Source organism: Pirellulales bacterium, from assembly GCA_019694435.1.
In the GTDB taxonomy this organism is placed as follows: domain Bacteria; phylum Planctomycetota; class Planctomycetia; order Pirellulales; family JAEUIK01; genus JAIBBZ01.
The window spans coordinates 64,045-85,614 of sequence record JAIBBZ010000019.1 but is presented as its reverse complement, the minus strand read 5'-3'; the positions used below and the strand labels follow the sequence as shown (position 1 = coordinate 85,614).

The window sequence follows — 21,570 nt, the reverse complement described above, 5'->3', positions numbered from 1 at the left end:
CGCTCGACCAGCAAGATCGCCAGCAGCGACAGCACCGCGACCCTTCACGAGCGGCGACATTTTCCCGCAACTCCCGCCCTTGAAAATCGCGACAATCGTTACAGGCAGCCTACGTTGCGCCGCCGTTTTGCCAGCATTCCTCGCACGATTGCTTTCCTGGAGACCTACCGATGCTGAGCCGCGTAAACCCGGGGTGGAAGACTCTCGTCGTCACCCATGTCGTATCTCTTTGCATGCTAGGCTTTTACCAGTCAGCCGCCGCGCAAAAGCCGACGCCCGAGCCCTTTGCCAACGCCGTCGAGCAGCGGTTCGAGATGATTACCCAGTTGAAGGAAATCAACGCCCAGCTTCGCGAGCAAAACGCGCTGTTGCGCTCCGGCAAGTTGCAAGTGGTCGTAGCGCCCAAGCGTTAAGCGCCGATCGCGCAAGCCCCGCCTCGGGGCGCGGCCCCGCAACCGCGGACGCAGGGCGTGTAGATCGATCGCCCGGTGTCCTCCCATGGCCTGCTCACGACAAATTCGACGCGGATACACGCTCGCCGAGATGCTGGTGGTCGTGACGCTCGTGGCCGTTCTGGCCTGGACGATGATCCCCAGCATGACCCCCTCGGCCAGCCAGCAATTGCTGGGCACCGCCGAGACCGTCGCGTCCGACCTGGCCCTGGCCCGTAGTCTGGCAGTGGCCAATGGCAGCACCTACCGCGTCACGTACCAGCTCACTCAGAACCGCTACGTGCTTGAGCACACGGGCACCAATCCCGCGCTGGAAACGCTGCCGCATTGGGCGTTCCGCTCGCCGAGCGACCCGGCCGACCAACACATCGTCGAACTGAGCAAGCTGCCGAACTCCGGCTTTACTTTGCCCGCACTGGCGAGCGTGACGCTGGGCGGCACAAGCACGGCCTCGACTTGGATTGAATTCACGCCGCTGGGAGCCACGTCCGCGGCGGCCGAGTCGGTCGTCTGGTTGCAGACCGGTAGCGCAACCAGCGCTCGCTACGTCGCCGTTCGCGTCAATCCCGTGACCGGCCTGACCACGATCGACGACATCACCGGCACCGCGCCCGCCGGCGCAGGGATCGGCGGTGGATAACAGGACCAGCCGTCGGTCCCCGGTTCGAAGGTACGTGCCACCGATTCAATTGACCGTTTTGCCAAGAGTGTCGCCATGGTGGGGTTTCCCAAATTCAAGCATGTAGGACCGATCGGAGTCGATCTCGGCTCGCGAACGGTCAAGCTGCTGCAATTCGATGACGCGCGCGGCAAGCTGCTCGAAGCGGCGCGCGCCGAGCTGCGCCTGCCGGCGGACGCGGCTCCCGCCGACGTCGAGGCCGGCCTGGTCGCGGCGCTGCAGCAAGTCCGACAGTCGCACAATTTTGTCGGCCGCGACGCCGTGGTCTGCCTCGGCACCCGGCAATTGGTCGTGCAGAACATTCGCGTACCGAAGGTCGCGGCCTCGCAATTTGCCATTGCCGTGCGAGACGAGGCGGCGAGCCGGTTGCCGTTTCCACTGGCCGAAGCCGAGCTGCGCTACCTCGAAGCTGCGGATGTCCGCCAGGGCGACGAACTCAAACGCGAAGTCATCCTGCTGGCCTGCCATCGCCCGGTGCTCGACGGCACGTTGAACGTGATCGAGCGTGCCGGCCTGCGCCCGGTGGCCGTCGATGCCGAGCCGGTCGCCATCCTCCGCTGCTTTAGCCGCCAATTTCGCCGTGAGAGCGATCAGCAGATTTGCCTGATGCTCGTGCACATCGGCGTGGCCAGCACGGTCGTCATCATCTCGCGCGGCGGCAAGGCCATGTTCATCAAGTACCTCGACATCTCCGGGTGCCACTTCGACGAGGCACTCGCGCGGCACCTGAAGATGGACCTGGCCGAAGCAGCCGCGCTGCGCCGGCAACAAGGCGATGCCCGCCCCGAAAACTGCGATCCCGATATCGACCGCGCCATCCGCGACGCCACGCGACGGGTGCTCGACCAGTTGGGCCAGGAGTTGGCTCTGTGTGCCCGATACTACAGCGTGACGTTTCGCGGCCAACCGATCCATCGCGTGATGCTGAGCGGCGGCGAAGCCGACGCGAACTTGTTGGAAGCGCTGTCCGGACGGCTGGAGATCCCCTGTGAGCTGGGCAACCCCTGGCGCGAAGTCGGCGATGCGCACGGCACCGGCCGGCGCACGCAATGGGATGTAGCCACGGGGCTGGCCCTCCGCCCCTTGAATTAACCGCAACAACATCCGACTGAACACGTTTCCGCGGCCACCATGGCACAGCCCACCGCACAACTCGAAATCGACTTCCTGCCGGCGCGGTATCGCGAACAGCACCGCAAGCGGACGTTGAATCTTTGGCGCGTCATCGTCGTATCGATGGCGACGGCGCTCTTGGTCGTCGGGGCGGGGCATCAGTGGAGCATCCGGTGGCAGATGCAATGGGAGCTGCAAGCGGCCCATGAACGTTACGAATCGCAGCGCGCGGTGTCGGATCAGCTCGGCAAGTTGCAAGAAAGTCTGCACGCCGCCGAGTCGCGAGCGCAACTGCTGACGTTTCTCGACCATCCCTGGCCGCAATCGCAACTGTTGTCCGCGGCCCTGGCCCCGGTGCCAGCGGACATGCAGGTCACGAGTTTGCACATGGTGCACGAGGCCGTTGTGCCGAGCGCCGCGGAGTCGGCGCTTCCGGCCGTCGACCCGCTGGCCGGCACCCCGGAGGTAGAGGAGTCGCCATGGGTCAATGATCTTCGCACGCTGCAGAAAGAGTGCGGCGCGATGCAGGTCTGTTTGATCATCGAAGGAACGGTCGTCAGCGCCGCCGAAGTGCAAGCCTATTTGCGGGGCGTGCGCGAGTCGCAACTGATCGCCGGCGCCGAGATGCAGGCCCTGGAAACCGATGCCGAAGGCACGACCCGTTTCCGCGTCCGGCTGCGAATCCGGCCAGGGCTGGGAATACCAGGAGGTCCTGCCGTCACCGTGGATGCACCGCTGGCCAAGGCAGGTAACCCATGAATCGCAACTACAGCGAGCTGAAATGGAATTATCGCAACAGCCTGATCATCACCGCCCCGTTGGTGGTCGTAACGATCGTCTACTTCATCTACGTCTACCTGCCGGTGCAGACCGAGATCGCCGAACTGCGCCGCGAGCGTGATGGGATCGAATTGCTGGCGCGCGAATCGCAACAGCTGGGCGCAAAACTGGAATCAACCCAGCAGGAGCTCGCCGCAGTTCAAAAATTCATCGACGAGCAGCCCCGCAGGCTGATGCCGCTCGAGACGGCGATGGACGAGCTTGCAAGCATTCCGATGCTGGCGCGCCAGGCGGGCGCCAGCATGGAGCGCTTCGAACCCGCGACGGCGATCACCACCGACAAGTCGCTGGCCCGCATCCCCGTGAATGTGGAATGCAGCGGGAGCCTGAGCGAGCTGTTCGCGTTCCTCGGCAGCCTGGAAGCGTTGCCCAGCAAGTTCTGGGTCGACGACTTGAAGCTCGAAGCCGGCCGCGAAGCTGGGCAAAAGACAAAATGTGAATTGAAGCTGGTCGTGTTTGCCGAACGATCCACGAAATCCGATTAGGTCGACTCGGTTGATCGGCCGATACATGAGGAGCCGGACCGTGCACCCCCGCTGGGTGTGCCGGACGGCGAGCGTGCTAGCGTGAAATCTTCCGAATTGTGGCAAGCCAGCCTCCGCGATCTGAAGCGCAATCCGCGCAAGGCGCTGATGCTCGGCCTGCTGGCGGCGGTGGCACTCTACTTCTGGGTACCGCTCGTCAGCGGCTGGCTCGGCCGCGGAGGACTCGGGGCATCTTCGTCGACGAACGCCATGGGACTATCGAACACCACCGAAACCGCCGCTCCGACGGACGACCAGCCGACCTTCCCTTGGAAGGCCGTGGCCGCCGCGATGCGCGAATGTCCTTGGTCGCGTCCGCTGACCGAGTTGTCTCTGGCACGCGATCCGTTTGCGGTTCCTGCAAAGCCCGTTGCAGAGCCTGCCGCGCCGGTCGTGGACCTGGACCTTCAGGCAGCAACCACCGCGGGGAACGATCCTGATTCGCTCGGGCTGTATCTGAGTGGAACGATTGTCGGTGCTGGCAGCCGCACGGCGACGATCAACGGCCGCGTCTACCGTTTGGGAGATCGCGTCCTGGCGCAGGACGACTCGCTGTGGACCGTCGTCGAGATCGGCGCGCGGTACGTGCTCCTCGATCGCCGCGGCACCGTGGTCAAGATCAAGATGCAACCCTCCGCGGCCGAGAAAATGCGCACCCGCGAAGAACTGACCGATCCACCGGCGGGCTGAGCGCTCGCACCAAATTGAACTTGCGCCAGGCGTCACGGAAGACCCCATGCACTCACTGCTCCGCGCGCTGTTGCTGGTAACCTGCGGCACCGCGGGCATTGCGCTGGCCTGCCACCTTGCGGGCCAAGCGCCGCAACACGCTCGGTCGATGCATCCACGCTCCCAGCATCTCCCCCTGGCAGCCATTGCGCGTCCGGCGCTGCGCGAAGCTGTCACGGCGCCTTCGACACCCACGACCAACCTGCCGTCGCCTTCCATCGCGTCAATTTCGCCGGAGGCGCCGGCATCCGTCGCGATAGCAGCCGCGCCCGCGCCGGCGAACCTCACTCCCGTGCTGGCGGTGCCGAATCCGGCGGTAACGCAACAGCTACCGCAACTGCCCACAGGCAGCCCCGACGCGATGCTCGACTTCGTCCAAGAGACGATGAAGACGATCACCAATCAAAGCGCCCAGCAGGCGGAAATTACCAAGAAGCTTCTCGAAAACCTGCCTGGAAAGTCCGATGCACCGCCGACGGCCGCCGGGGGGCCGGCCGTCGGCGAGGACGCCCCATCCACGGCTCCGACGGCGGATCAACAGGAGGAAATGCCGGCGCCTGCGCCCAGCGGCGGTGGCGGCAGCTCGGTCGCGCCACGCTCGCACATCGACCTGGCCCAGCCAGGCCCGGACGGTCAGGAACGCTACTCGATCAGCGTGCAGAACGAAGACATCCACGTCGTGCTGGAGATGATCGCCGCGCACGGGAACTGGAACATCCTGCCCACAAAGAACGTCTCCGGCACCGTGTCGGTCACCCTCAACGACGTCGAGCTGAAGACGGCGCTCGACGCCATCTGCAAGACCAATGGACTGATCGTGCGGCCGCAAGGCAATTTCTACTACGTAGGCACCTCCGAAGATTTTCAAACCCTGAACCAGTCGTTCGATCGCATCGGCGTGCGTCTGTTTCGACCGAATTACGTCTCGGCCGCCGATCTGCAGCAGTTGCTGACTCCGCTGTTGACGCTGCCGCTGGGCAAGATCAGCGTGACCACCGCGGCCGAGCAGGGCATCGCCAGCGATGCCGACCAGGCCGGCGGCAATACGCTCGCTTCGCCCGATTGCGTCGTTGTGCAGGATTACGAGAGCGTCTTGCAGGAAATGGAACAGATCGTCGCCGAGATCGATCAGCGACCCCTGCAAGTTGCCATCGAAGCCATGATCCTGAGCGTCACGCTTAGCGACGAGAACGCGTTTGGCGTCAACTGGAACTTCCTGCTGCAAAACAAACACGTACGCCTGGCGACAGGCACGGTTCCCGACACGATCTCCCCGAACCAAACGACGACGTCGGCGGCACCGATCAATCCCAACGGGTTCGACACCGCCGGCGGCTCGGGCAACATCTTCCTGCCGAACGGCGGCCTGGCGTTTGCCTTTCTCGACGAAAGCCTGGGTTCGTTCATCACGGCGCTCGAAACGATCGGCGACACCGACGTCATCGCTTCGCCGCGGCTGATGTGTTTGAATAAACAGCGCGCCGAAATCCTGATCGGTGCCAAGCTGGGTTATGTGAGCACGACGGTCACGGAGACCTCGACGGCGCAGACGGTCGAATTCCTCGAGGTCGGCGCGCAATTGAAAATTCGCCCCTTCGTATCGACCGATGGCACGATTCGCATGGAAGTGCACCCGGAGCTGTCCACGGGTTCGGTGCGCATTCAGGACGGCTTCACCTTGCCCGACAAGGAATTGACTCAGGTCACCTCGAACATCATGGTGCGCGACGGCTGCACTGTCGTGATCGGCGGTTTGATGCGCGAAGACCTAACGGTGAATACCACGCAGGTGCCGCTGCTGGGCAGCCTGCCCGCCGTGGGCTTCCTGTTTCGCCAACGTGAAGAAACCGTCGAACGCCGCGAGATTCTCGTGCTCGTCACGCCGCATATCGTTTACGACACGGAACTGGCCGCCGAAGGCGAAAAGGGTGCCAGCGAATTCCACCGCCGCCAGCGTGCCCAACTCGATGCCGGCAATCCGCTGGGGCGCGACTACCTGGGCCGCAAATACCTGCGCAAGGCGCAGACGGCCCTGGCCGAAGGCGACGTCGCCAAAGCCATGCAACACATCGATCTGGCCGTACGGTTCGATCCGTCGAACCGCGCCGCGATCGACCTGCAGAACGATTTGGCCGCCGGGCGCTACAACGGCGAACACCACGGCTCGGCACGCATGCTCGACGGGTTGCCGCCAGACGCCGAAACCATCACCGCGGCCCCGGGCGAATTGCCCGAACCGGGCGACGCCCCGGGCACTGGCCCCGTGTTCGGCCCCGAGGCTCTCGACGGCGCCACGATCGATCCCCGCCTGCTCGACGAACTTGAACAGGGGCCGCCCCAATTTGTCCCGCTGCATCCGCGCGACCCAGGTCAGCCGGGGTCGGTGCGCCCGATTGTACCGGGCAACAGGGAATTCCCGTGATGCTCACGGCGCGACGCGCAGTCCCGCTGCCGGTCGTGTTGGCCATCGGCCTGGGCATGCTGCTGCCGGCGTCGGCGGGCTGCCAGTTGCCCAAGGCCTTGCAGAGCAAGATCCCCGACGTCGCCCCCGAACGCGAGGCACGACGCGAGGATGCAATCACCGAATTCGAGCAGCGGCGCAACGACGCGCAATTCCAAGCGGCCATCGGTCGCCGTGCCGAGCGCGATTGGGACGGCTGCCGCCGTGAACTGATCGCGCTGCTCGAGCGCGACCCCGAGCACCTGGCCGGGCGATTGATGCTGGCCGAGGTGCTGCTCGAGCAGGGGCAAGCCGACGCCGCGATGTCGCACGTGCAATTCGTGCTCGATCGCGAGCCCGACAACGCTTCCGCACAGCGGCTGGCGGCCCTTGTTTCTGACGCCGCGAGCGACGCTCCGCCCGCGGCAACCGGCGTTTCGCCGGCCGGTTATGAGCAATCCACACCTGTTACCGGATCTATCGGCCGTGCGCTTTCGCACGATGTTGCCGAAGGCGCGCGGCTGTTATCGCTCGCGCAGGTCGACGCTGCGCGAGCGGCGTTCGATCGGGCCATCGAAGCGGCGCCCGACGACCCGCAAATTCCGATCTCCGTGGCCGTGGAAGCCCTACGAGCCGGCCAAACGGGCCTGGCGCGCGACTACCTTCAGGCCGCGACCGCGCGGCATGCCGAACAGGCCCGCCTGCATGAGTTGTTGGGGTTAGTCTACTATCGTCGGGGGGAACTGAGCGCGGCCCAAGTCTCGCTGCAGCAAGCACTTTCTTTGGACAATACCCGCGCACTGTCCTACTTTTTACTGGGTTCAACGCTGGCAAAGTCAGGAGACCACGCGGCGGCCGAGCGGGAGTTCCGCGAAGCCGCACGACGCGATCGCCGCTTTGCCGTGTCGCGCTGAATCCGGCGTCAGCGAACTGCTGGCATCGCCCGCCTGGGATAGTTGGTTCGACGCTCTCGTCGCCGCACACGGCCCGACGGAGTTCGCTCGGACGACATCCCACCACCCCGCCTGCCTGATGATTCCGCGCAGCGTCCGACGATTTCCATGAACCGCACTAGTGCCCAACTCGGCTTCGCCGCCAGCATGCTGGCTTGCGCGGTTAGCGCTACGGCGCTGGCCGCGTGGCTGACTGGTTTCGTGCTGCCGCTCGATACGCCGCTGGCTCGCGCTGTCGTCGCCGTGGCCGGCGCGGTGTTTGCTGGATTGAGCGTGGCCGCGTTCCGGTACCAACTGCATGAGTCAGAGCAGGGGCTGGCGCGCTATCTCGACTGCCTGAGCCAGCTCGATTATCGCGACGCCGCGCAGGGCGACGCGGAACGATTGGCCGTGCCGGTTTCGGCCAACCATCCGCTCGCCGCGCCCTTGAGCCGGCTGAGCGGCGCGTTTGCCGAACTCGGCGCGCGGCTGGCAAGCGTCGAACACGCGCGCTCGGCACTCGACATTCGCTGCCGCCGCCAGACGGCCGAGGCCCAACGCGTGCGCGAGATTCTCAGCCGCCTGCCCGAGCCGGTCCTGGTCATCGACCGCTACAACGACGTGCAATTGGCCAACGCCAGCGCCGCCGAGTTGCTGGGCGTCGACATCGAAACCAGCCAGCAGCGGGCCCTGGCGCGGCTGGTGCAATGCGAGCGGCTCGTCGAGCTGCTGTGCGATACGGGCCGGCGCAAGACCGCCACGACGCGGACCGACGAGATCGAACTAGCCGATGCGGAGGGGACGCGACGCTGGTTCAGCGTCGCAGCCAGCAATTTGCTCGTCGACGAAGGCGACGATGCCGGCTCGCAAGGAGCCGTCGCCGTGTTGCGCGACATCAGCAACCAGAAGGCCGCGCAAAAGCGCAATGCCGAGTTCGTCTCGGCGGCCAGCCACGAGATGAAGGCCCCCCTGGCAGGCATCAAGGCCTACGTCGAGCTGCTCGCCGACGGCGACGTCGAAGACCAGGAAACGCGCGAGGAATTCCTGACCGTCATCAACGGTCAGGCCGATCGGCTGCAGCGGCTGATCGACAACCTGCTCAACCTGGCCCGCATCGAGGCCGGCGTCGTCCAGGTGAAAAAGCAGCAACGTTCGCTCAACGAGCTGCTGCAAGAGGCGTTCGACGTGGTGCAGCCCGCCGCCGAGCGTAAGCAGATCGAGCTCGTGGCTGACCTGAGCCCGCTCTATCTCGGCGTGCTCGCCGACCGCGACATGCTGCTGCAGGCCGCGATCAACTTGCTGTCGAACGCGATCAAGTACACGCCCGAGCAGGGCCGCGTCACCTTGCGGAGCCGCATGGCCGACAAGGAAGTGCTGTTCGAGGTCGAAGACACCGGCGTCGGCCTGTCCGAGGAGGACTGCCGCAAGGTGTTCGAAAAATTCTACCGCGTCGAGAAGGACACCAAGATGGCGCCCGGCACCGGCCTGGGCCTGCCCTTGGCTAAACACATCGTCGAGGACGTCCACCAGGGCAGCCTCAGCGTGACGAGCAAGTTGGGAGCGGGCAGCACGTTCCGTGTGACGTTGCCCGCTGCCGGCCAGATGAACTAGCACACCACTGCGCTGGTCCACCAGCGCCTCGCAATCATGATTCCGAAGGACGAACACATGCCCCGTATTCTGTTGACCGACGACGAAGTGCACATCTTGCGTGCGGCCGAGTTCAAATTGCAACGTGCCGGCTATGACGTGGTCTGCGCCGGCGATGGCGAAGAGGCCTGGGCCTCGATCTTGCAGCAACTGCCCGACCTGGTGGTGACCGACTGCCAGATGCCGCGGCTCGACGGGTTCGGACTGTGCCGGCGCATCCGCGAGAACCCCGCCACGCGCCAGCTGCCGATCATCATGCTCACGGCCAAGGGCTTCGAGATCGCCGCCGACGCGTTGGCCGAAAAATACGGCGTGCGCGAGCTGATCGACAAGCCGTTCAGCCCCCGCGAGCTGCTCAAGGTTTGCAACGAGATTCTGCGTCCGGCCGGCGTGGCCGTGGAGTAAGCGCCGATGAACCTGCCGACCGAAACTTTCGATCACGTGGTCGTCGTCCACACGCCCGAAGAACTCGGGCGCGATCAGGCCGACGATTTCACAGCGTTCATGTCGACGCTCGACCGCCGGTCGATCGTGCTCGACATGGACCAGACGGAAACGGTCGACAGCGGCGGCTTGACGGCCCTGCTCGACGTTTACGACGCAGCCCATGACCACGGCGGCGATCTGAAGATCGCCACCCGCAATCCGACGACGCGAAAGATCTTCGAACTGACTCGGCTCGATCAGCAGCTCGAGATTTTCGAGACCGTGATCGACGCCGTAAAGAGTTTCCGCTGACCATGAGCGCTCCGACCGACACCCGCATGCGGCTGGGCGATCATTTGATCTCCCGTGGCTACCTTTCGCGCGAAGGCCTCGAAATGGCCCTGGCGCGGCAGCGAGAAGGTGCGCGCGACAGCCTGCTCGGCGAAGTCCTGGTGGAAATGGGGCTGTGCACCGACGACCAGGTGACCGAGTGCCTGGCGTACGGCTACGGCGTGCCGTACGCCAAGCTCGATGCGCGGCTCTGCGACGCCAAGGTCTTCGACGTGCTGCCCCGCGAGTTCGTCGAGAAGAACCTGGTGCTGCCGTTGTTCGTGGTGCGTGGCACGCTCACCGTGGCCATGGCCGAGCCGAGCAACCTGTTCCTGATCGATGAGATCCGCGCTCACGCGCAACTCCGCGTGCAGATCGTCGCGGCCTCGACCAAGGACCTGCGGCGGATGGTGCAAACGAGCCTGCCCGACTCGAAGGTGTTCGTCATCGACGACATCATCGAGGATTCGGCCAAGGCCGACCTGACGCTGATCGAAAGCGCCATCGACGACATCGGCGAAGTCGAAGAAATCGCCGGGCAGTCGCCGGTCATCCGGCTGGTCAACTACATGATCTACAACGCCGTCAAGGAGGGCGCCAGCGACATCCACGTCGAACCGGCCGACCGCTGCGTGCGGGTACGTTTCCGGATCGACGGCCGGCTTTACAAGTCGCTCGAGGTGCCGCTTCACTTGCTGGCGCCGATTACGAGCCGCATTAAGATCATGGCCTCGCTCGACATCAGCGAGCGCCGGCTGCCCCAGGACGGCCGCGTGCACGTGTTGCTCGAAGGGCGACCGATCGACCTGCGCGTCAGCACCTTTCCCATGGCCCGGGGCGAGAAAACCGCGATCCGCGTGCTCGATACCCGCGCCGTTTCGCTGAACCTCGAAGACCTGGGGTTCGCCGAAGACATTCTCCACCCGCTGCGCGAGCAGATCGCGGCGCCCAATGGCATCGTGCTGGTCACGGGCCCCACGGGGAGCGGCAAGTCGACGACGCTGTATGCCTGCCTCAACGCCATCTCGTCGATGGAGAACAACATCTGCACGGTCGAAGACCCGATCGAATACCACATGCCCCTGATCAACCAGTTCCAGGTGCAGGAGCGCGTGGGCCTCACGTTTTCGAAGGCGCTGCGCACCCTGTTGCGGCAGGACCCCGACGTGATCATGGTCGGCGAGGTGCGCGACGAGGAAACCGCGCGCACGGCCATTCAGGCCGCGCTCACCGGGCATCTGGTGTTCAGCACCTTGCATACGAACGACGCTTGCGCGGCGATCACCCGGCTGATCAACATGGGGATCGAGCCGTACCTGATCGGCGCGGCGCTGAACATGGTGCTGGCACAGCGGCTGGTGCGCAGAATCTGCCCGAAATGCCGCCAGAAATACGACCCGCCGCGCACCTTGCGTCGGGCGATCGAACGCATGGGCTGGGAGATCGATGAGTTCTACAAGGGCGTCGGCTGCCGCCGCTGCCGGAACACGGGGTTCAGCGGGCGCGTCGGCATTCACGAGTTGTTGATCATCACCGACGAACTCCGCGACGCGATCACCGCGAATCCCTCGCTCACGTTGATCCGCGAGTTGGCCATCAAGCACGGCATGATCACGCTCCGCCACGACGGCTTCAGCAAAGTGCGCGAAGGCATGACCACGGTGTCCGAGATTCTGCAAGCGGCAGGCAGCGGCGCGTGCTCGGCCGCATTGCAGCCGGACTAGACGCCGGCGGCTGAGGAACCAGGGCCATGACCTACCACTATCGCGCTCGCGACTCGCTCGGCAATGTCCTCGAAGGGGACATCGACGCGGCAAACCTTGACGAAGCCGGCCAACATCTCCGCCGTGACGGGCTGGCCGTGATCGATTTGGCCGAGGCAGGCCAGGGGCTCAATTTTACGATCGCCCCTTGGGTGCGCCGCCAGGACATCATCTATACGACCAGCCAGTTGAGCCTGATGGTCGACACCGGCATCACGCTCTCTTCGGCCCTCGGCAGCATCGCCCAAGTCGAGCAAAACGCCACCTGGAAGCGGGTGCTCGAGCAATTGCGCGAATCGGTCGAGTCCGGCGAAGATTTTTCCGCGGCCTTGGCCCGGCATCCCCGCTATTTCGACGAGACCTACGTTTCGCTGATCCGGGCCAGCGAATCGACGGGCACCCTCGGCGAAATGCTCGACCGGATCGCCACCTACATGCGCAAGGAGCTGGAGACGATCCACAAGGTCCGCGCGGCGCTGGCCTATCCGGCGGTCATGCTCGTGATGTCGATCAACATCGTCATTTTCCTGCTCACCTGGGTATTTCCCAAGTTCGCCCCCTTGTTCGAGCGCCGCGGGACCGCGCTGCCGAAGCCCACGCGCTGCATGCTGGCCATCTCGCACTTCCTCACCGACTACTGGTACATCGCCATCCTGGGCGCCGCGGGACTGGTCTTCTGCTTCGTATGGGGCAAACGCACTCCACTTGGCCGCGACCTCTGGGACTGGTGCAAGATCAACGTACCGGTGCTGGGGAAGATGCAGCGCAAAGTGGTGATCGGACGGAGCATCCGCACCCTCGGGGCGATGCTCGCCGGTGGAGTGCCGATGCTGCAGGCGCTCGACCTGTGCAGCCGCGTCTCGGCAAACGTCTACTATCGCCGGCTATGGCTCGAAGTAGCCGAGGCAGTCACCGAGGGCAAGCAAGTGCACGACGCGCTGGCCGGCAACCCGTTACTGCCGGCAACGTTGGTGCAGATGATCGCTGCGGGTGAAGAGACCGGAAAGATCGATGAGGTGCTGGCGCGCGTCAGCGACTACTACGAGCACGAGGTCGAACAAGCGGTCAAAGCAATGACCAGCATCATCGAACCGGCAATGATCGGCGTCATGGGCGTCGTCGTCGGCGGCATCGCGATGTCGCTGCTGCTGCCGATCTTCTCGCTTAGCCACATGACCCACTAAGACGCCCCAGAGGCGCTCGGCGGCATCCCGCGCGAAACGCCACCGGAAAAATCGGGGGGCCGATTGCGCAACCCCCGCGTCGATCAGGCCCCGGGCTTGCGTCCGCGGCGAGCACGACGCTCGGCGCGCAGGCGGGCGCGGCGGCGGGTTTCGCTCGGCTTTTCGTAGAACTCTTTGCGACGCATTTCCTTCTTGATCCCGGCACGCTCAACGAGCTTACGGAATCGGCGGACCGCTTCTTGGATCGATTCGCGGTCGCGAACCTTCAACTTGACCACATAACCTCCTTTCGGGGTGGTAGACCGGCTGCCAGTGCAGCGTTGGAACCACGTAAGCTAGCGGAACTTGCGTCGTTTGTAAATACCGTCTTGGCTTTTGCCAGACCTCGGATTTCCTTGTGGCCACATGAGATAGGGCGACCGGGCACTATGGCATCCTGGCCGACAGACCGGGCGGAGTCCCAGCCGTACCGCTCAGTATCGACGAATAACCGGCGCAGATTGCATTCTTACCGCGAATTCCACGACGCCTGGCCCTGGCCAGGGCTGCGTCGTCGCGCGGCGCAACCTGCTGGGTGAACTGCGGAAAACTCCTCCCACACCGTTCAATTTAGGCAGATCGCCGAAACGGTTACGGCAGCGCAACGGCCGGCGCGTGTCGTAGCGGCCGCCGTTGTCGCACGGGTTGGGCAGACTCGAAGGGAGCACCGGCGCCCGGCTCACTCGGGGCGACTGCGTTGGCCGATCGTTCCCCAGGCGTCCACGTCGCTTGCTATCAAGGGGCGCCAGATTCCGCTGGCCCTTTCAACTCGCCCATGACCGACCTGCGCACGATCACGCCTGCCGAGATCGAAACTCGACAGGACGAACTGCTCGCTCAGCTCGACGAGCTGAATCGCCGAATCGAGCGTGCCCTGGCCGATGCCGCGGCCCCGCTGGTCGCGCCGGCCGCGAGCGAAATCCTGCCCGAGCAGCGGGCGGCGTAAGCCCTGCTCGCCCGGTGCGATCGGGCGCATCACGGTGCAACGGTCTGCTACTTGTTGCGCCGCTCGAGGTGGCCCGACTTGTTGATCGCCCGCAGCAGCCGCAGCGCCAGGATCAGGCTCAAAGTCACACCCGCGGCCCCCAACACCGAAGTGTCGGCGACCAGCGGCGGGACCCTTTGGCTCAGCATCAAGGCCGAGCCGAGAAACAAGGCGCTGGTGATCATGCCGAACACCAGCCGATTGACACTGGGGGCCAGGCCGCGATGGTCCAGGTGCACGTCGAACTTCCCACTTTGCACCTGGTCCATGATCTCGTGGATGCCCCGGGGCAGCACTTCAACCAGATGCTCGAACTCGCGATAAATGCGCCGCAGTTTTCGCACCCGGCGCACGGGCGACATTCGCCGCCACAGCATCTCGCGCTGGTGGGGCCGCATCACTTCCAACAGGTTGAATTGCGGGCTCAGCAGTCGCGAAGTCCCCTCGAGCATGACCAACACCTTGAGCAGCATCGCGACCCGGGCCGGCAGGGTGATTTGATAGCGGCGAATCATCTCAGTGAGTTCGTTGAGCGCCCCGCTGAGATTGAATTCGTCGAGCCGCTGGGTCGTGTAAAACGCCACGAAGTCGGCCACGTCGACCGCCAGCGCCGAGCGGTCGCAAGCGGCAGGCACCTCGCCCACGCGCGTGATGACCAACGTCAATTGCGCCGCATCGCCGGCGACGACGGCCAGCACCATTTCTTCGATGTCTTCGCGCAACTGCTCGTCGATGCGGCCCACCATGCCGTAGTCGAGCAAGCCGATCACGTTGCCCGGCAGCAGCAGCAAGTTGCCGGGATGCGGATCGGCGTGGTAGAAGCCGTGCGCAAAAATCATCGTCATGTACAGCTCGGCCCCGCGCCGTGCGACCTCGACGAGGTCGAGTCCGGCCTGGCCTAGTCGCGCCGAGTCGTTCAGCTTGATGCCGTCGAGCCGCTCCATTGTCAGCACCCGCGCTGTGCACAACTCCGGGTACGACCGGGGAATATGAATGCGCGGGTCATCGGCAAAATCGGCGGCGAACTGCTGCATATTGCGTTCTTCGCGGCCAAAATCGAGCTCGCGCAACACAATGCGCTGAAACTCGCTGACCGTCGCGCGCGGCCGATAGGCCCGCAGCTCGCCGACGCTTTCGGCCCATTGGGCGAAGCCGGCCAGGATCTCCAGATCGACGCGAATCTTGTGCTCGACGCCGGGATGCCGCACCTTGACCACGACGGCCTCGCCCGAGTGCAGCCGCGCCGCGTGCACCTGCCCGATCGAGGCCGAGGCCAACGGCCGGTCGTCGAACTCGCGAAACAACTCTGCCACCGGGCGTCCCAGTTCGGACTCGATCGTGGACCGCACCGCTTCGGGTCCGTCGGCGGGCGTATCGCTCTGCAGTCGCTGTAACTCTTCGGCGACCGCCACACCGACCAAGTCGGCGCGCGTGCTCAGCACTTGTCCCAGCTTGATGAAGGTGGGCCCGAGCTCGGTGAGCGCCAGTCGCAAGCGCACTTCCGGACTCTTGCGAGCCAGGGCCTCGCCGTCGGGAGCCTTGAATAGCGACTTGGCGAATTCGAAGTCGAGCCGGCTGAGCCAATTGGCCAGGCCGTACTTGCTGAGGACCGAGATGACTTCGATCGCGCGGTTCGAATGACGGTACAGCTGCGGGATCGCGGTGAGCTTCATGGCGCGTTGCCGGGCCGGGGTCGACTCCACTCTAACCCAGTGGGCCGACCTGCTCCAACCCGGGCCATTCAGGCCGGCAAGCGGCGCATCTCGTCGATCAGACGCTCGTTCCGCAGATCGGCCAGGTGGTCATGCACGATCAGCAACGCATGAATCACGCCGGGCACCCAAAAGCACAGCGTCAGCACCAGGTTCAAAACTGCCTGCAACGGTTTGCCACAGAGCAACACGGCCAACGGGGGCAGCAGGAATGCCAGCAAATAACGCATGACTGCACAACTCCTTTCACGACGCGCGGCGCCCGGCGAACGACGACCACCGGCCGATTGCCGCGCAACGACAAGGTCCTATTCGCCGCGCACCGCCAATTCTTGGCCGCCTTGGCCAAAACACGCAACCGTCCACGGGTCGCACCGACCGGGCAGAACTTCCGCAAGCTGCGCGCAAGTGTTACGCTGGAGATTGTTGCAAAGTTCACTCCTGGGATGGAAATGCCTCGTGCGCCCGGCCGAAACGCCCCTGGTGGGCATCATCATGGGGAGCAAGTCGGACTGGGAGACGATGTCCCACGCTGCGGAAACGCTGCGCGGATTGGGAGTCGCGCACGAATGCCGAGTGGTTTCGGCCCATCGCACACCCCAGTGGATGTGTGAGTATGCCGCCGAGGCCGAGCGCCGGGGCCTGCGCGTGCTGATTGCCGGCGCAGGCGGCGCCGCGCATCTGCCCGGCATGGTTGCCGCGCAGACGATCCTGCCGGTACTTGGAGTGCCCGTCCAAAGCCAGACTCTGCAAGGTCTCGACTCGCTGCTGTCGATCGTGCAGATGCCCGGCGGAGTCCCGGTCGGCACCCTGGCCATCGGCAAGGCAGGGGCCATTAATGCCGCGCTGCTGGCCGTGCGGATTCTGGCGACCGACGACGCCGCCTTGCGCGAGCGCTTGCGCAAGTTTCATCAGGATCAGACAGACCGCGTGCTGAGCGAAACGACGCTCGTCGACGCCCCCCCAGGTCACGCGGCACGGGGAGACAAGGCGCCTTGAGCCACGTCGTTCTGCCCGGCGCAACCATCGGCGTGCTCGGCAGCGGGCAATTGGGGCGGATGTTCGCGATCGCCGCCCGCAAACTGGGCTATCGCGTCCACACTTTGTCCCCCGACGACGATACGCCGACCGGCCAGGTCGCCGATCGCGAGTGGCAGGCCGATTACGGCGACCTGGACGCGGTGCGCCGCTTCGCCGCCGAAGTCGACGTGATGACGTTCGAGTTCGAGAATGTGCCCAGCGAAACGGCCGCGGCCGCGGCCGCCGTCACGCGGGTGCGGCCCGACGGTCACGTCCTGCACGTAACGCAAAACCGCCTCCGCGAAAAGTCGCTCTTGCGCGAAGAGGGAATCCCCGTCACGCCGTTCTGGCCTGTGCGATCGCTGGCCGAACTCGAAACTGCCGTCGCCGCCGCAGGCTGCCCGGCTGTGCTCAAGACAGCCGGCTGGGGCTACGATGGCAAGGGGCAAGTCAAGCTTCATGCTCCCGGCGAAGCCACTGCCGCCTGGCAAAGCCTCGGCAGCCAGGAGGCGATCCTCGAAGCTTTCATCGACTACGCCTGCGAGGCTTCGATCGTCGTGGCCCGAGGGCTCGACGGGCAAATCGCCCATTTCGGTCTCATTCGCAACGAGCACCGTCAGCACATTCTCGACGTTTCCGTCTCTCCGGCCGGTCTGGGCCCGGTGCTCGAGCAAGAGGCCGCCGAAATCGCCCGCGCGATCGTCGAGCGGCTCGACGTGGTCGGCGTGTTGTGCGTCGAGTTCTTCATCACACGCCAGGGGCGATTGCTCGTGAACGAGCTGGCGCCGCGGCCACACAACTCGGGCCACTTGACCTTCGACGCCTTTGTCACCTGTCAATTCGAACAGCAGTTGCGAGCCATTTGCGGTCTGCCTTTGGGCTCGACCGAGCGGTTGCGCCCCGCGGCGATGGTGAACCTGCTCGGCGATCTCTGGACCGACGGTGAGCCGCCTTGGCAGTCCGTCTGCGCGTTTCCCGAGGTGAAGCTGCACCTCTACGGCAAGCTGGCAGCGCGCCCCGGGCGCAAGATGGGCCACTTGACGGCGCTCGCCGAATCGGGCGACATTGCGAAAGAACGAGCCCTTCAGGCTCGCGCCGCCTTGCGGCCTTCGCCACGAGGTTGATGCTCGATAACGCTCTGCAGGCGGCAGGAGTCGCTCGATGGATGCCGCGCTGCCGTTGTTGTTCGACCTGTTTGTCATTCTCACCGCGGCCGCGGCCGCGGCCACGCTGTGCCGTTTGGTGGGCGTGTCGATGCTCATCGGCTATTTGCTCGTGGGCACGTTCGTCGGCGGGCTGCTGCTGCAGCCCAACGCGCACAGCAACGCCCAGGTCGAGGTGATCGCCGAATTGGGCGTCTTGCTGCTGTTGTTCTCGGTCGGGCTCGAATTCACGCTCGACGACCTGCGGCGCATGCGGCGAATCCTGCTTCTGGGCGGCAGTCTGCAGATGGCCCTGGCAGCCGGGGCGGTGACGCTCGTCGGATGGCTGTTCGGGCTGGCCTGGCGACCGGCCCTGTTGATCGGATTCGCCGTGGCGCTGAGTTCGACCGTGCTGGTCTTCAAGGCACTCGGCGAGAGCGGGATGAGTTCCACTGCGCCGGGCCGCGCGGCGCTGGGCGTGCTGCTGTTCCAGGACATGGCCTTGGTGCCGCTACTGTTGGTGCTGCCGCTGTTGACCGGTCAGGGCAAAGCAGCTTCGCTGTCCGGCTACGTGCGTCTGGCGCTGGTCTCTCTGGGAGTGATTGGCGGGGTACTCGTGCTGCGGTACGTCATCGCGCGGTGGCTTGTCCCCCTGTTGAGCCGCCTCCGCAGCCCCGAGGTGGTGGTCCTGCTGGCGCTCGTCGTACTCGTCGGCCTGACCTTGGCCTCCGTCGGCTTGGGCCTGCCCGCGGCGATCGGCGCCTTTGCGGCGGGGCTCGTCTTCAGCGGCAATCGACTGACCGCCCAGGTGGACGCCTTGCTGCTGCCGTTTCGCGAGGCGTTCGCCGCCGTGTTTTTCGTGAGCCTGGGGCTGTTGTTCGACCCGCAGGTCATCGCGGCCGATGCGCCGCGCGTCTTGGCCGCGTTGGTCGGCGTAATTGCCATCAAGTCAACCGCCGCGGCCGTTGCGTTGCGCGTCGCCGCGCGGCTGCCGTGGCGCGCCGCATGGGGCCTGGGGCTAGGGCTGGCGCAGGTCGGCGAATTCGCCTTCGTGCTGCTGCTCGAGGCGCTGCAATCGCAAGTTCTCGAGCCGGCACACTACAACCGGGTGCTCGCATTGTCGCTGGGATCGCTGTTGCTCACGCCGGCGCTGCTGCGCTTCGGCTTGCGCTGGTCGGAACGGCAGCTCGCGCAGCCGCCCGTACGCGGCGACCTGGTACCGGTCGATGCGCGACGTGCCCTGGTGATCGGCGCCGGTCCCGTGGGCCGGCAAATCGCCGGTCAGCTCGAACAGCGCGGTATCGACGTCACGATCGTCGATCTGAGCCAGGTTAATCTGCATGCCCCCGCACAGCAGGGCTTTCACACCGTGGCCGGCGACGCGAGCGACCCCGCCTTGCTGCGCCGCGCCGGAGCGGGCGAGTGCGAAATGATTGTCGTGTGCCTGCCTAACGACCCGAACACCATCGCAGTCGCGGCCGCCTGCCGCGCGGTCAATCCCCGGGCACGCATCCTGGCGCGCTGCAGATATCTCGTGAATCGTGGCAAGGTGCGCCGCGCGGGGGCCGACCTGGTGATGAGCGAAGAAGGGCTGATCGCCGAGGCCCTGATCGCCCGCCTGCAACCGGCCGAGGCGCCGCCGGATCATCCGTCTGCTGCGGGCTGACGCGGCTTGACAGGCCTCGAGCGCTCAAACGACGCACAGATGCTGCGGTGCGTGATGAGCGGCTGGCGTCGTGCGATCCGGATGTCCCGTGGCGCCGGGCACCGGCAACCCCGAATAAAAACGCTCCCCGCCCGGCCGCGAGGCCGGACGGGGAGCCGATAGTCCTGTTGAGTTCGGCGAAAGACGAGCCGTTACTCGCGCACCGCCTCGAACTTGGTCGTGCGAGTCTGGCCGTCCATCTCGAACTCGATTTCGCCGGCGAGCTTGTTGCCGTCGAGCGTACCGCTGTACTTGAGGGTGATCTCGTTGCCGTCGCGCTCCCGCGTGACTTCGAAGCTCAGCTTGTTGCCGTCGAGCTTGGCATTCTCGACCTTGGCTTCGCCGAGCGGCCCAGTGTAGTCGCCGCCGATCTTGTCGCCGTCTTGCGTCAGCGTGGCCTGGGCTTCGTACGACTCGCCGTTTTCGGCCATGATCGTGATCTTCCAAGTGCCGGCGACGCTGCCCGCCTTGGCTCGAGCGCCTTCGACCGTGGCGGTACCGGTTTGGCCGCCGAGGTCGTAGTCGACCGTACCGGTTAGCTTGTCGCCGTCGATCTTGAGCTTATAGGTGACGACGATTTCCTGGCCGTCGAAGTCGTGCTTGGCCGTGTAGGTCAGCTCGCCGCTTTCGTGCTTGGCGTCGATGATCTCGACGACCGTTTCCGGCGTCCATTCATACTTTCCACTCAGCGTGCCGCCGTCCTGGCTGAGGTGCAGCTTGGGCTCGAACACGCCCGCCTCGCTGTTGACCGTCAAGTTCCAGGTACCGGCGATGCCTGCGCCTTTGCGCTCGCCGGTGACGTCGAGCACGCCGGTCTGGCCACCGAGATCGAACTCGACCGTGCCGGTCAGCTTGTCGCCGTCGACCTTGGTGTCGAACTTCGAGACCAGGGACTGCCCGCCGAAATCGGCCTTGAAAGCGAACTTCAGCGTGCCGCCCTCGTAGCTCACGTCTTCGAGCGTCGCTTCGGTGCCGTCGTCCGCCACGAGCGTCCCGCCCAGCTTGTCGCCGTCCATCAACAGCTTCAGCACGGGGGCCAGCATGGCGCCGTCGGGAGTCGAAATGGCGAGCTGCCATTCGCCGACGGGCGAGGCGCCTTCGCGTTCACCGGTCACCTCGAGTACGCCGGTCTGGCCGCCGAGATCAAATTCGACGGTGCCCGTCAGCTTGTCGCCGTCGATTTCGGTGGTGAACTTGGCGACCAGCTGCTGGCCGCCGAAGTCAGCCTTGAACCCGAACTTGAGTTCCTTGCCTTCGCAGCTGACGTCCTCGAGTGTCGCCTCGGTGCCGTCGTCGGTGACGAGCGTGCCGCCCAGGCTTTCCCCGTCCATCTTCAAGTTCATGACCGGTTGCAGCATTGCGCCGTCGGGTGTCGAAATCGACAACTTCCATGCGCCCACCGGCGAGACCATGGCGCCTTCTTTCTCACCCTTGATCGACAGCGTGCCGGCCTGGCCGCCGAGGTCGTAGTCGACCGAGCCTTCGAGGCTATCGCCGCTGACCTTCGCCGAGAAATCGGCCTTGAGCTCCTGGCCGCCAAAGTCGCGGACCAGTTTGAATTTCAATCCGTCTGCATCGCACGAGACGTCCGACACCGAGGTCTCGACGCCGTCGTCGCCCATCAAGGTGCCGGCAAGTTTGTCGCCGTCCTGCTTCAGATCGAGCGTCATACCCAATTCCGAGCCGTCATCCATCAGCACGATCAGCCGCCACTTACCCGTGGGGGCTTCCGCATGAACCGTCGAGGCCGTAAACGCGGCCAACAACATCAGACAACTAGTAACGATGAAAGAGCGCATGTTCTGCCTAGGCTTTCGTAACGAGAGTCCCCCGACACCACCGAAAGTCGGACGGAGCCACTATACAACCACTGCCGGAAGTCCGCCACAAAGGGCAAACAGGGAG

At 65.0% G+C, this 21,570-nt stretch carries 21 protein-coding genes; 17 read left to right on the top strand and 4 right to left on the bottom strand.

The window, feature by feature from the left end:
- The first annotated feature begins 170 nt into the window (after positions 1 to 170).
- From K1X74_14865 to K1X74_14805, 13 genes are all read left to right on the top strand, one after another.
- Positions 171 to 413, top strand: a complete 243-nt coding sequence (locus K1X74_14865; protein MBX7167609.1) for a hypothetical protein — start codon at positions 171 to 173, stop codon at positions 411 to 413.
- An 85-nt stretch (positions 414 to 498) separates the two neighbouring features.
- The gene (locus K1X74_14860; GenBank protein MBX7167608.1) at positions 499 to 1,092 is read left to right on the top strand and encodes a GspH/FimT family pseudopilin; all 594 of its coding nucleotides are present in this window, start codon (positions 499 to 501) and stop codon (positions 1,090 to 1,092) included.
- Positions 1,093 to 1,167: 75 nt separating this feature from the next.
- Positions 1,168 to 2,223, top strand: coding sequence for a type IV pilus assembly protein PilM (gene pilM / locus K1X74_14855; GenBank protein ID MBX7167607.1), 1,056 nt, complete (start codon positions 1,168 to 1,170; stop codon positions 2,221 to 2,223).
- 39 nt (positions 2,224 to 2,262) lie between these two features.
- Complete coding sequence (locus K1X74_14850; protein ID MBX7167606.1) at positions 2,263 to 3,003, top strand: hypothetical protein; 741 nt, start codon at positions 2,263 to 2,265, stop codon at positions 3,001 to 3,003.
- On the top strand, positions 3,000 to 3,569 hold the full coding sequence (locus tag K1X74_14845; GenBank protein ID MBX7167605.1) for a type 4a pilus biogenesis protein PilO: 570 nt from the start codon (positions 3,000 to 3,002) through the stop codon (positions 3,567 to 3,569). The genes K1X74_14850 and K1X74_14845 overlap by 4 nt, the downstream gene beginning before the upstream one ends.
- A gap of 81 nt (positions 3,570 to 3,650) precedes the next feature.
- A complete protein-coding gene (locus K1X74_14840) occupies positions 3,651 to 4,298 on the top strand; it encodes a general secretion pathway protein GspB (protein ID MBX7167604.1) in 648 nt (215 codons plus the stop codon).
- 46 nt (positions 4,299 to 4,344) lie between these two features.
- Positions 4,345 to 6,759 (top strand): hypothetical protein, encoded by a 2,415-nt coding sequence (locus K1X74_14835; protein ID MBX7167603.1) that lies wholly within the window; start codon positions 4,345 to 4,347, stop codon positions 6,757 to 6,759.
- The gene (locus K1X74_14830) at positions 6,759 to 7,691 is read left to right on the top strand and encodes a tetratricopeptide repeat protein (GenBank protein ID MBX7167602.1); all 933 of its coding nucleotides are present in this window, start codon (positions 6,759 to 6,761) and stop codon (positions 7,689 to 7,691) included. The genes K1X74_14835 and K1X74_14830 overlap by 1 nt, the downstream gene beginning before the upstream one ends.
- Before the next feature lie 147 nt (positions 7,692 to 7,838).
- The gene (locus K1X74_14825; GenBank protein MBX7167601.1) at positions 7,839 to 9,320 is read left to right on the top strand and encodes a cell wall metabolism sensor histidine kinase WalK; all 1,482 of its coding nucleotides are present in this window, start codon (positions 7,839 to 7,841) and stop codon (positions 9,318 to 9,320) included.
- A gap of 57 nt (positions 9,321 to 9,377) precedes the next feature.
- Entirely contained in the window at positions 9,378 to 9,764 is a 387-nt protein-coding gene (locus K1X74_14820; protein ID MBX7167600.1) for a response regulator, read from the top strand.
- 6 nt (positions 9,765 to 9,770) lie between these two features.
- A complete protein-coding gene (locus tag K1X74_14815; protein MBX7167599.1) occupies positions 9,771 to 10,097 on the top strand; it encodes an STAS domain-containing protein in 327 nt (108 codons plus the stop codon).
- A gap of 2 nt (positions 10,098 to 10,099) precedes the next feature.
- A complete protein-coding gene (gene tadA / locus K1X74_14810) occupies positions 10,100 to 11,839 on the top strand; it encodes a Flp pilus assembly complex ATPase component TadA (GenBank protein ID MBX7167598.1) in 1,740 nt (579 codons plus the stop codon).
- Positions 11,840 to 11,865: 26 nt separating this feature from the next.
- A complete protein-coding gene (locus K1X74_14805) occupies positions 11,866 to 13,062 on the top strand; it encodes a type II secretion system F family protein (protein ID MBX7167597.1) in 1,197 nt (398 codons plus the stop codon).
- A gap of 83 nt (positions 13,063 to 13,145) precedes the next feature.
- Here the strand turns inward: K1X74_14805 and rpsU are convergent, their stop codons facing one another.
- Positions 13,146 to 13,340: a 30S ribosomal protein S21 gene (gene rpsU / locus K1X74_14800; protein MBX7167596.1), complete on the bottom strand. Its 195-nt coding sequence runs from the start codon at positions 13,338 to 13,340 to the stop codon at positions 13,146 to 13,148.
- Between the two features lie 536 nt (positions 13,341 to 13,876).
- Here rpsU and K1X74_14795 point away from each other — a divergent pair.
- Positions 13,877 to 14,047 carry a hypothetical protein gene (locus K1X74_14795; GenBank protein ID MBX7167595.1) on the top strand — a complete coding sequence of 57 codons (171 nt, stop codon included), beginning with the start codon at positions 13,877 to 13,879 and terminating at the stop codon, positions 14,045 to 14,047.
- A 47-nt stretch (positions 14,048 to 14,094) separates the two neighbouring features.
- On the opposite strand, the gene K1X74_14790 is transcribed toward K1X74_14795, so the two are convergent.
- Together K1X74_14790 and K1X74_14785 are read right to left on the bottom strand one after the other, a co-directional pair.
- The gene (locus K1X74_14790; protein ID MBX7167594.1) at positions 14,095 to 15,759 is read right to left on the bottom strand and encodes an AarF/ABC1/UbiB kinase family protein; all 1,665 of its coding nucleotides are present in this window, start codon (positions 15,757 to 15,759) and stop codon (positions 14,095 to 14,097) included.
- Positions 15,760 to 15,827: 68 nt separating this feature from the next.
- Positions 15,828 to 16,028, bottom strand: coding sequence for a YqaE/Pmp3 family membrane protein (locus tag K1X74_14785; protein MBX7167593.1), 201 nt, complete (start codon positions 16,026 to 16,028; stop codon positions 15,828 to 15,830).
- A 265-nt stretch (positions 16,029 to 16,293) separates the two neighbouring features.
- Here K1X74_14785 and purE point away from each other — a divergent pair, with 265 nt between their 5' ends.
- From purE to K1X74_14770, 3 genes are read left to right on the top strand one after another with little or no spacing between them, the layout of a single operon-like run.
- Positions 16,294 to 16,797 (top strand): 5-(carboxyamino)imidazole ribonucleotide mutase, encoded by a 504-nt coding sequence (gene purE / locus K1X74_14780; protein MBX7167592.1) that lies wholly within the window; start codon positions 16,294 to 16,296, stop codon positions 16,795 to 16,797.
- On the top strand, positions 16,794 to 17,942 hold the full coding sequence (locus K1X74_14775) for a 5-(carboxyamino)imidazole ribonucleotide synthase (protein ID MBX7167591.1): 1,149 nt from the start codon (positions 16,794 to 16,796) through the stop codon (positions 17,940 to 17,942). The genes purE and K1X74_14775 overlap by 4 nt, the downstream gene beginning before the upstream one ends.
- 37 nt (positions 17,943 to 17,979) lie before the next feature.
- Positions 17,980 to 19,626 (top strand): cation:proton antiporter, encoded by a 1,647-nt coding sequence (locus K1X74_14770; protein MBX7167590.1) that lies wholly within the window; start codon positions 17,980 to 17,982, stop codon positions 19,624 to 19,626.
- Positions 19,627 to 19,817: 191 nt separating this feature from the next.
- On the opposite strand, the gene K1X74_14765 is transcribed toward K1X74_14770, so the two are convergent.
- Positions 19,818 to 21,464, bottom strand: a complete 1,647-nt coding sequence (locus K1X74_14765; protein ID MBX7167589.1) for a hypothetical protein — start codon at positions 21,462 to 21,464, stop codon at positions 19,818 to 19,820.
- Between the last annotated feature and the right edge of the window lie 106 nt (positions 21,465 to 21,570).

Excerpts from the sequence above, each read along its gene's own strand:
- K1X74_14865 (MBX7167609.1), top strand. The coding sequence starts at position 171 with ATGCTGAGCCGCGTAAACCCGGGGTGGAAGACTCTCGTCGTCACCCAT.
- K1X74_14860 (MBX7167608.1), top strand. The coding sequence starts at position 499 with ATGGCCTGCTCACGACAAATTCGACGCGGATACACGCTCGCCGAGATG.
- pilM (MBX7167607.1), top strand. The coding sequence starts at position 1,168 with ATGGTGGGGTTTCCCAAATTCAAGCATGTAGGACCGATCGGAGTCGAT.
- K1X74_14850 (MBX7167606.1), top strand. The coding sequence starts at position 2,263 with ATGGCACAGCCCACCGCACAACTCGAAATCGACTTCCTGCCGGCGCGG.
- K1X74_14845 (MBX7167605.1), top strand. The coding sequence starts at position 3,000 with ATGAATCGCAACTACAGCGAGCTGAAATGGAATTATCGCAACAGCCTG.
- K1X74_14835 (MBX7167603.1), top strand. The coding sequence starts at position 4,345 with ATGCACTCACTGCTCCGCGCGCTGTTGCTGGTAACCTGCGGCACCGCG.
- K1X74_14830 (MBX7167602.1), top strand. The coding sequence starts at position 6,759 with ATGCTCACGGCGCGACGCGCAGTCCCGCTGCCGGTCGTGTTGGCCATC.
- K1X74_14825 (MBX7167601.1), top strand. The coding sequence starts at position 7,839 with ATGAACCGCACTAGTGCCCAACTCGGCTTCGCCGCCAGCATGCTGGCT.
- K1X74_14820 (MBX7167600.1), top strand. The coding sequence starts at position 9,378 with ATGCCCCGTATTCTGTTGACCGACGACGAAGTGCACATCTTGCGTGCG.
- K1X74_14815 (MBX7167599.1), top strand. The coding sequence starts at position 9,771 with ATGAACCTGCCGACCGAAACTTTCGATCACGTGGTCGTCGTCCACACG.
- tadA (MBX7167598.1), top strand. The coding sequence starts at position 10,100 with ATGAGCGCTCCGACCGACACCCGCATGCGGCTGGGCGATCATTTGATC.
- K1X74_14805 (MBX7167597.1), top strand. The coding sequence starts at position 11,866 with ATGACCTACCACTATCGCGCTCGCGACTCGCTCGGCAATGTCCTCGAA.
- K1X74_14795 (MBX7167595.1), top strand. The coding sequence starts at position 13,877 with ATGACCGACCTGCGCACGATCACGCCTGCCGAGATCGAAACTCGACAG.
- K1X74_14790 (MBX7167594.1), bottom strand. The coding sequence starts at position 15,759 with ATGAAGCTCACCGCGATCCCGCAGCTGTACCGTCATTCGAACCGCGCG.
- K1X74_14785 (MBX7167593.1), bottom strand. The coding sequence starts at position 16,028 with ATGCGTTATTTGCTGGCATTCCTGCTGCCCCCGTTGGCCGTGTTGCTC.
- purE (MBX7167592.1), top strand. The coding sequence starts at position 16,294 with ATGGGGAGCAAGTCGGACTGGGAGACGATGTCCCACGCTGCGGAAACG.
- K1X74_14770 (MBX7167590.1), top strand. The coding sequence starts at position 17,980 with ATGGATGCCGCGCTGCCGTTGTTGTTCGACCTGTTTGTCATTCTCACC.
- K1X74_14765 (MBX7167589.1), bottom strand. The coding sequence starts at position 21,464 with ATGCGCTCTTTCATCGTTACTAGTTGTCTGATGTTGTTGGCCGCGTTT.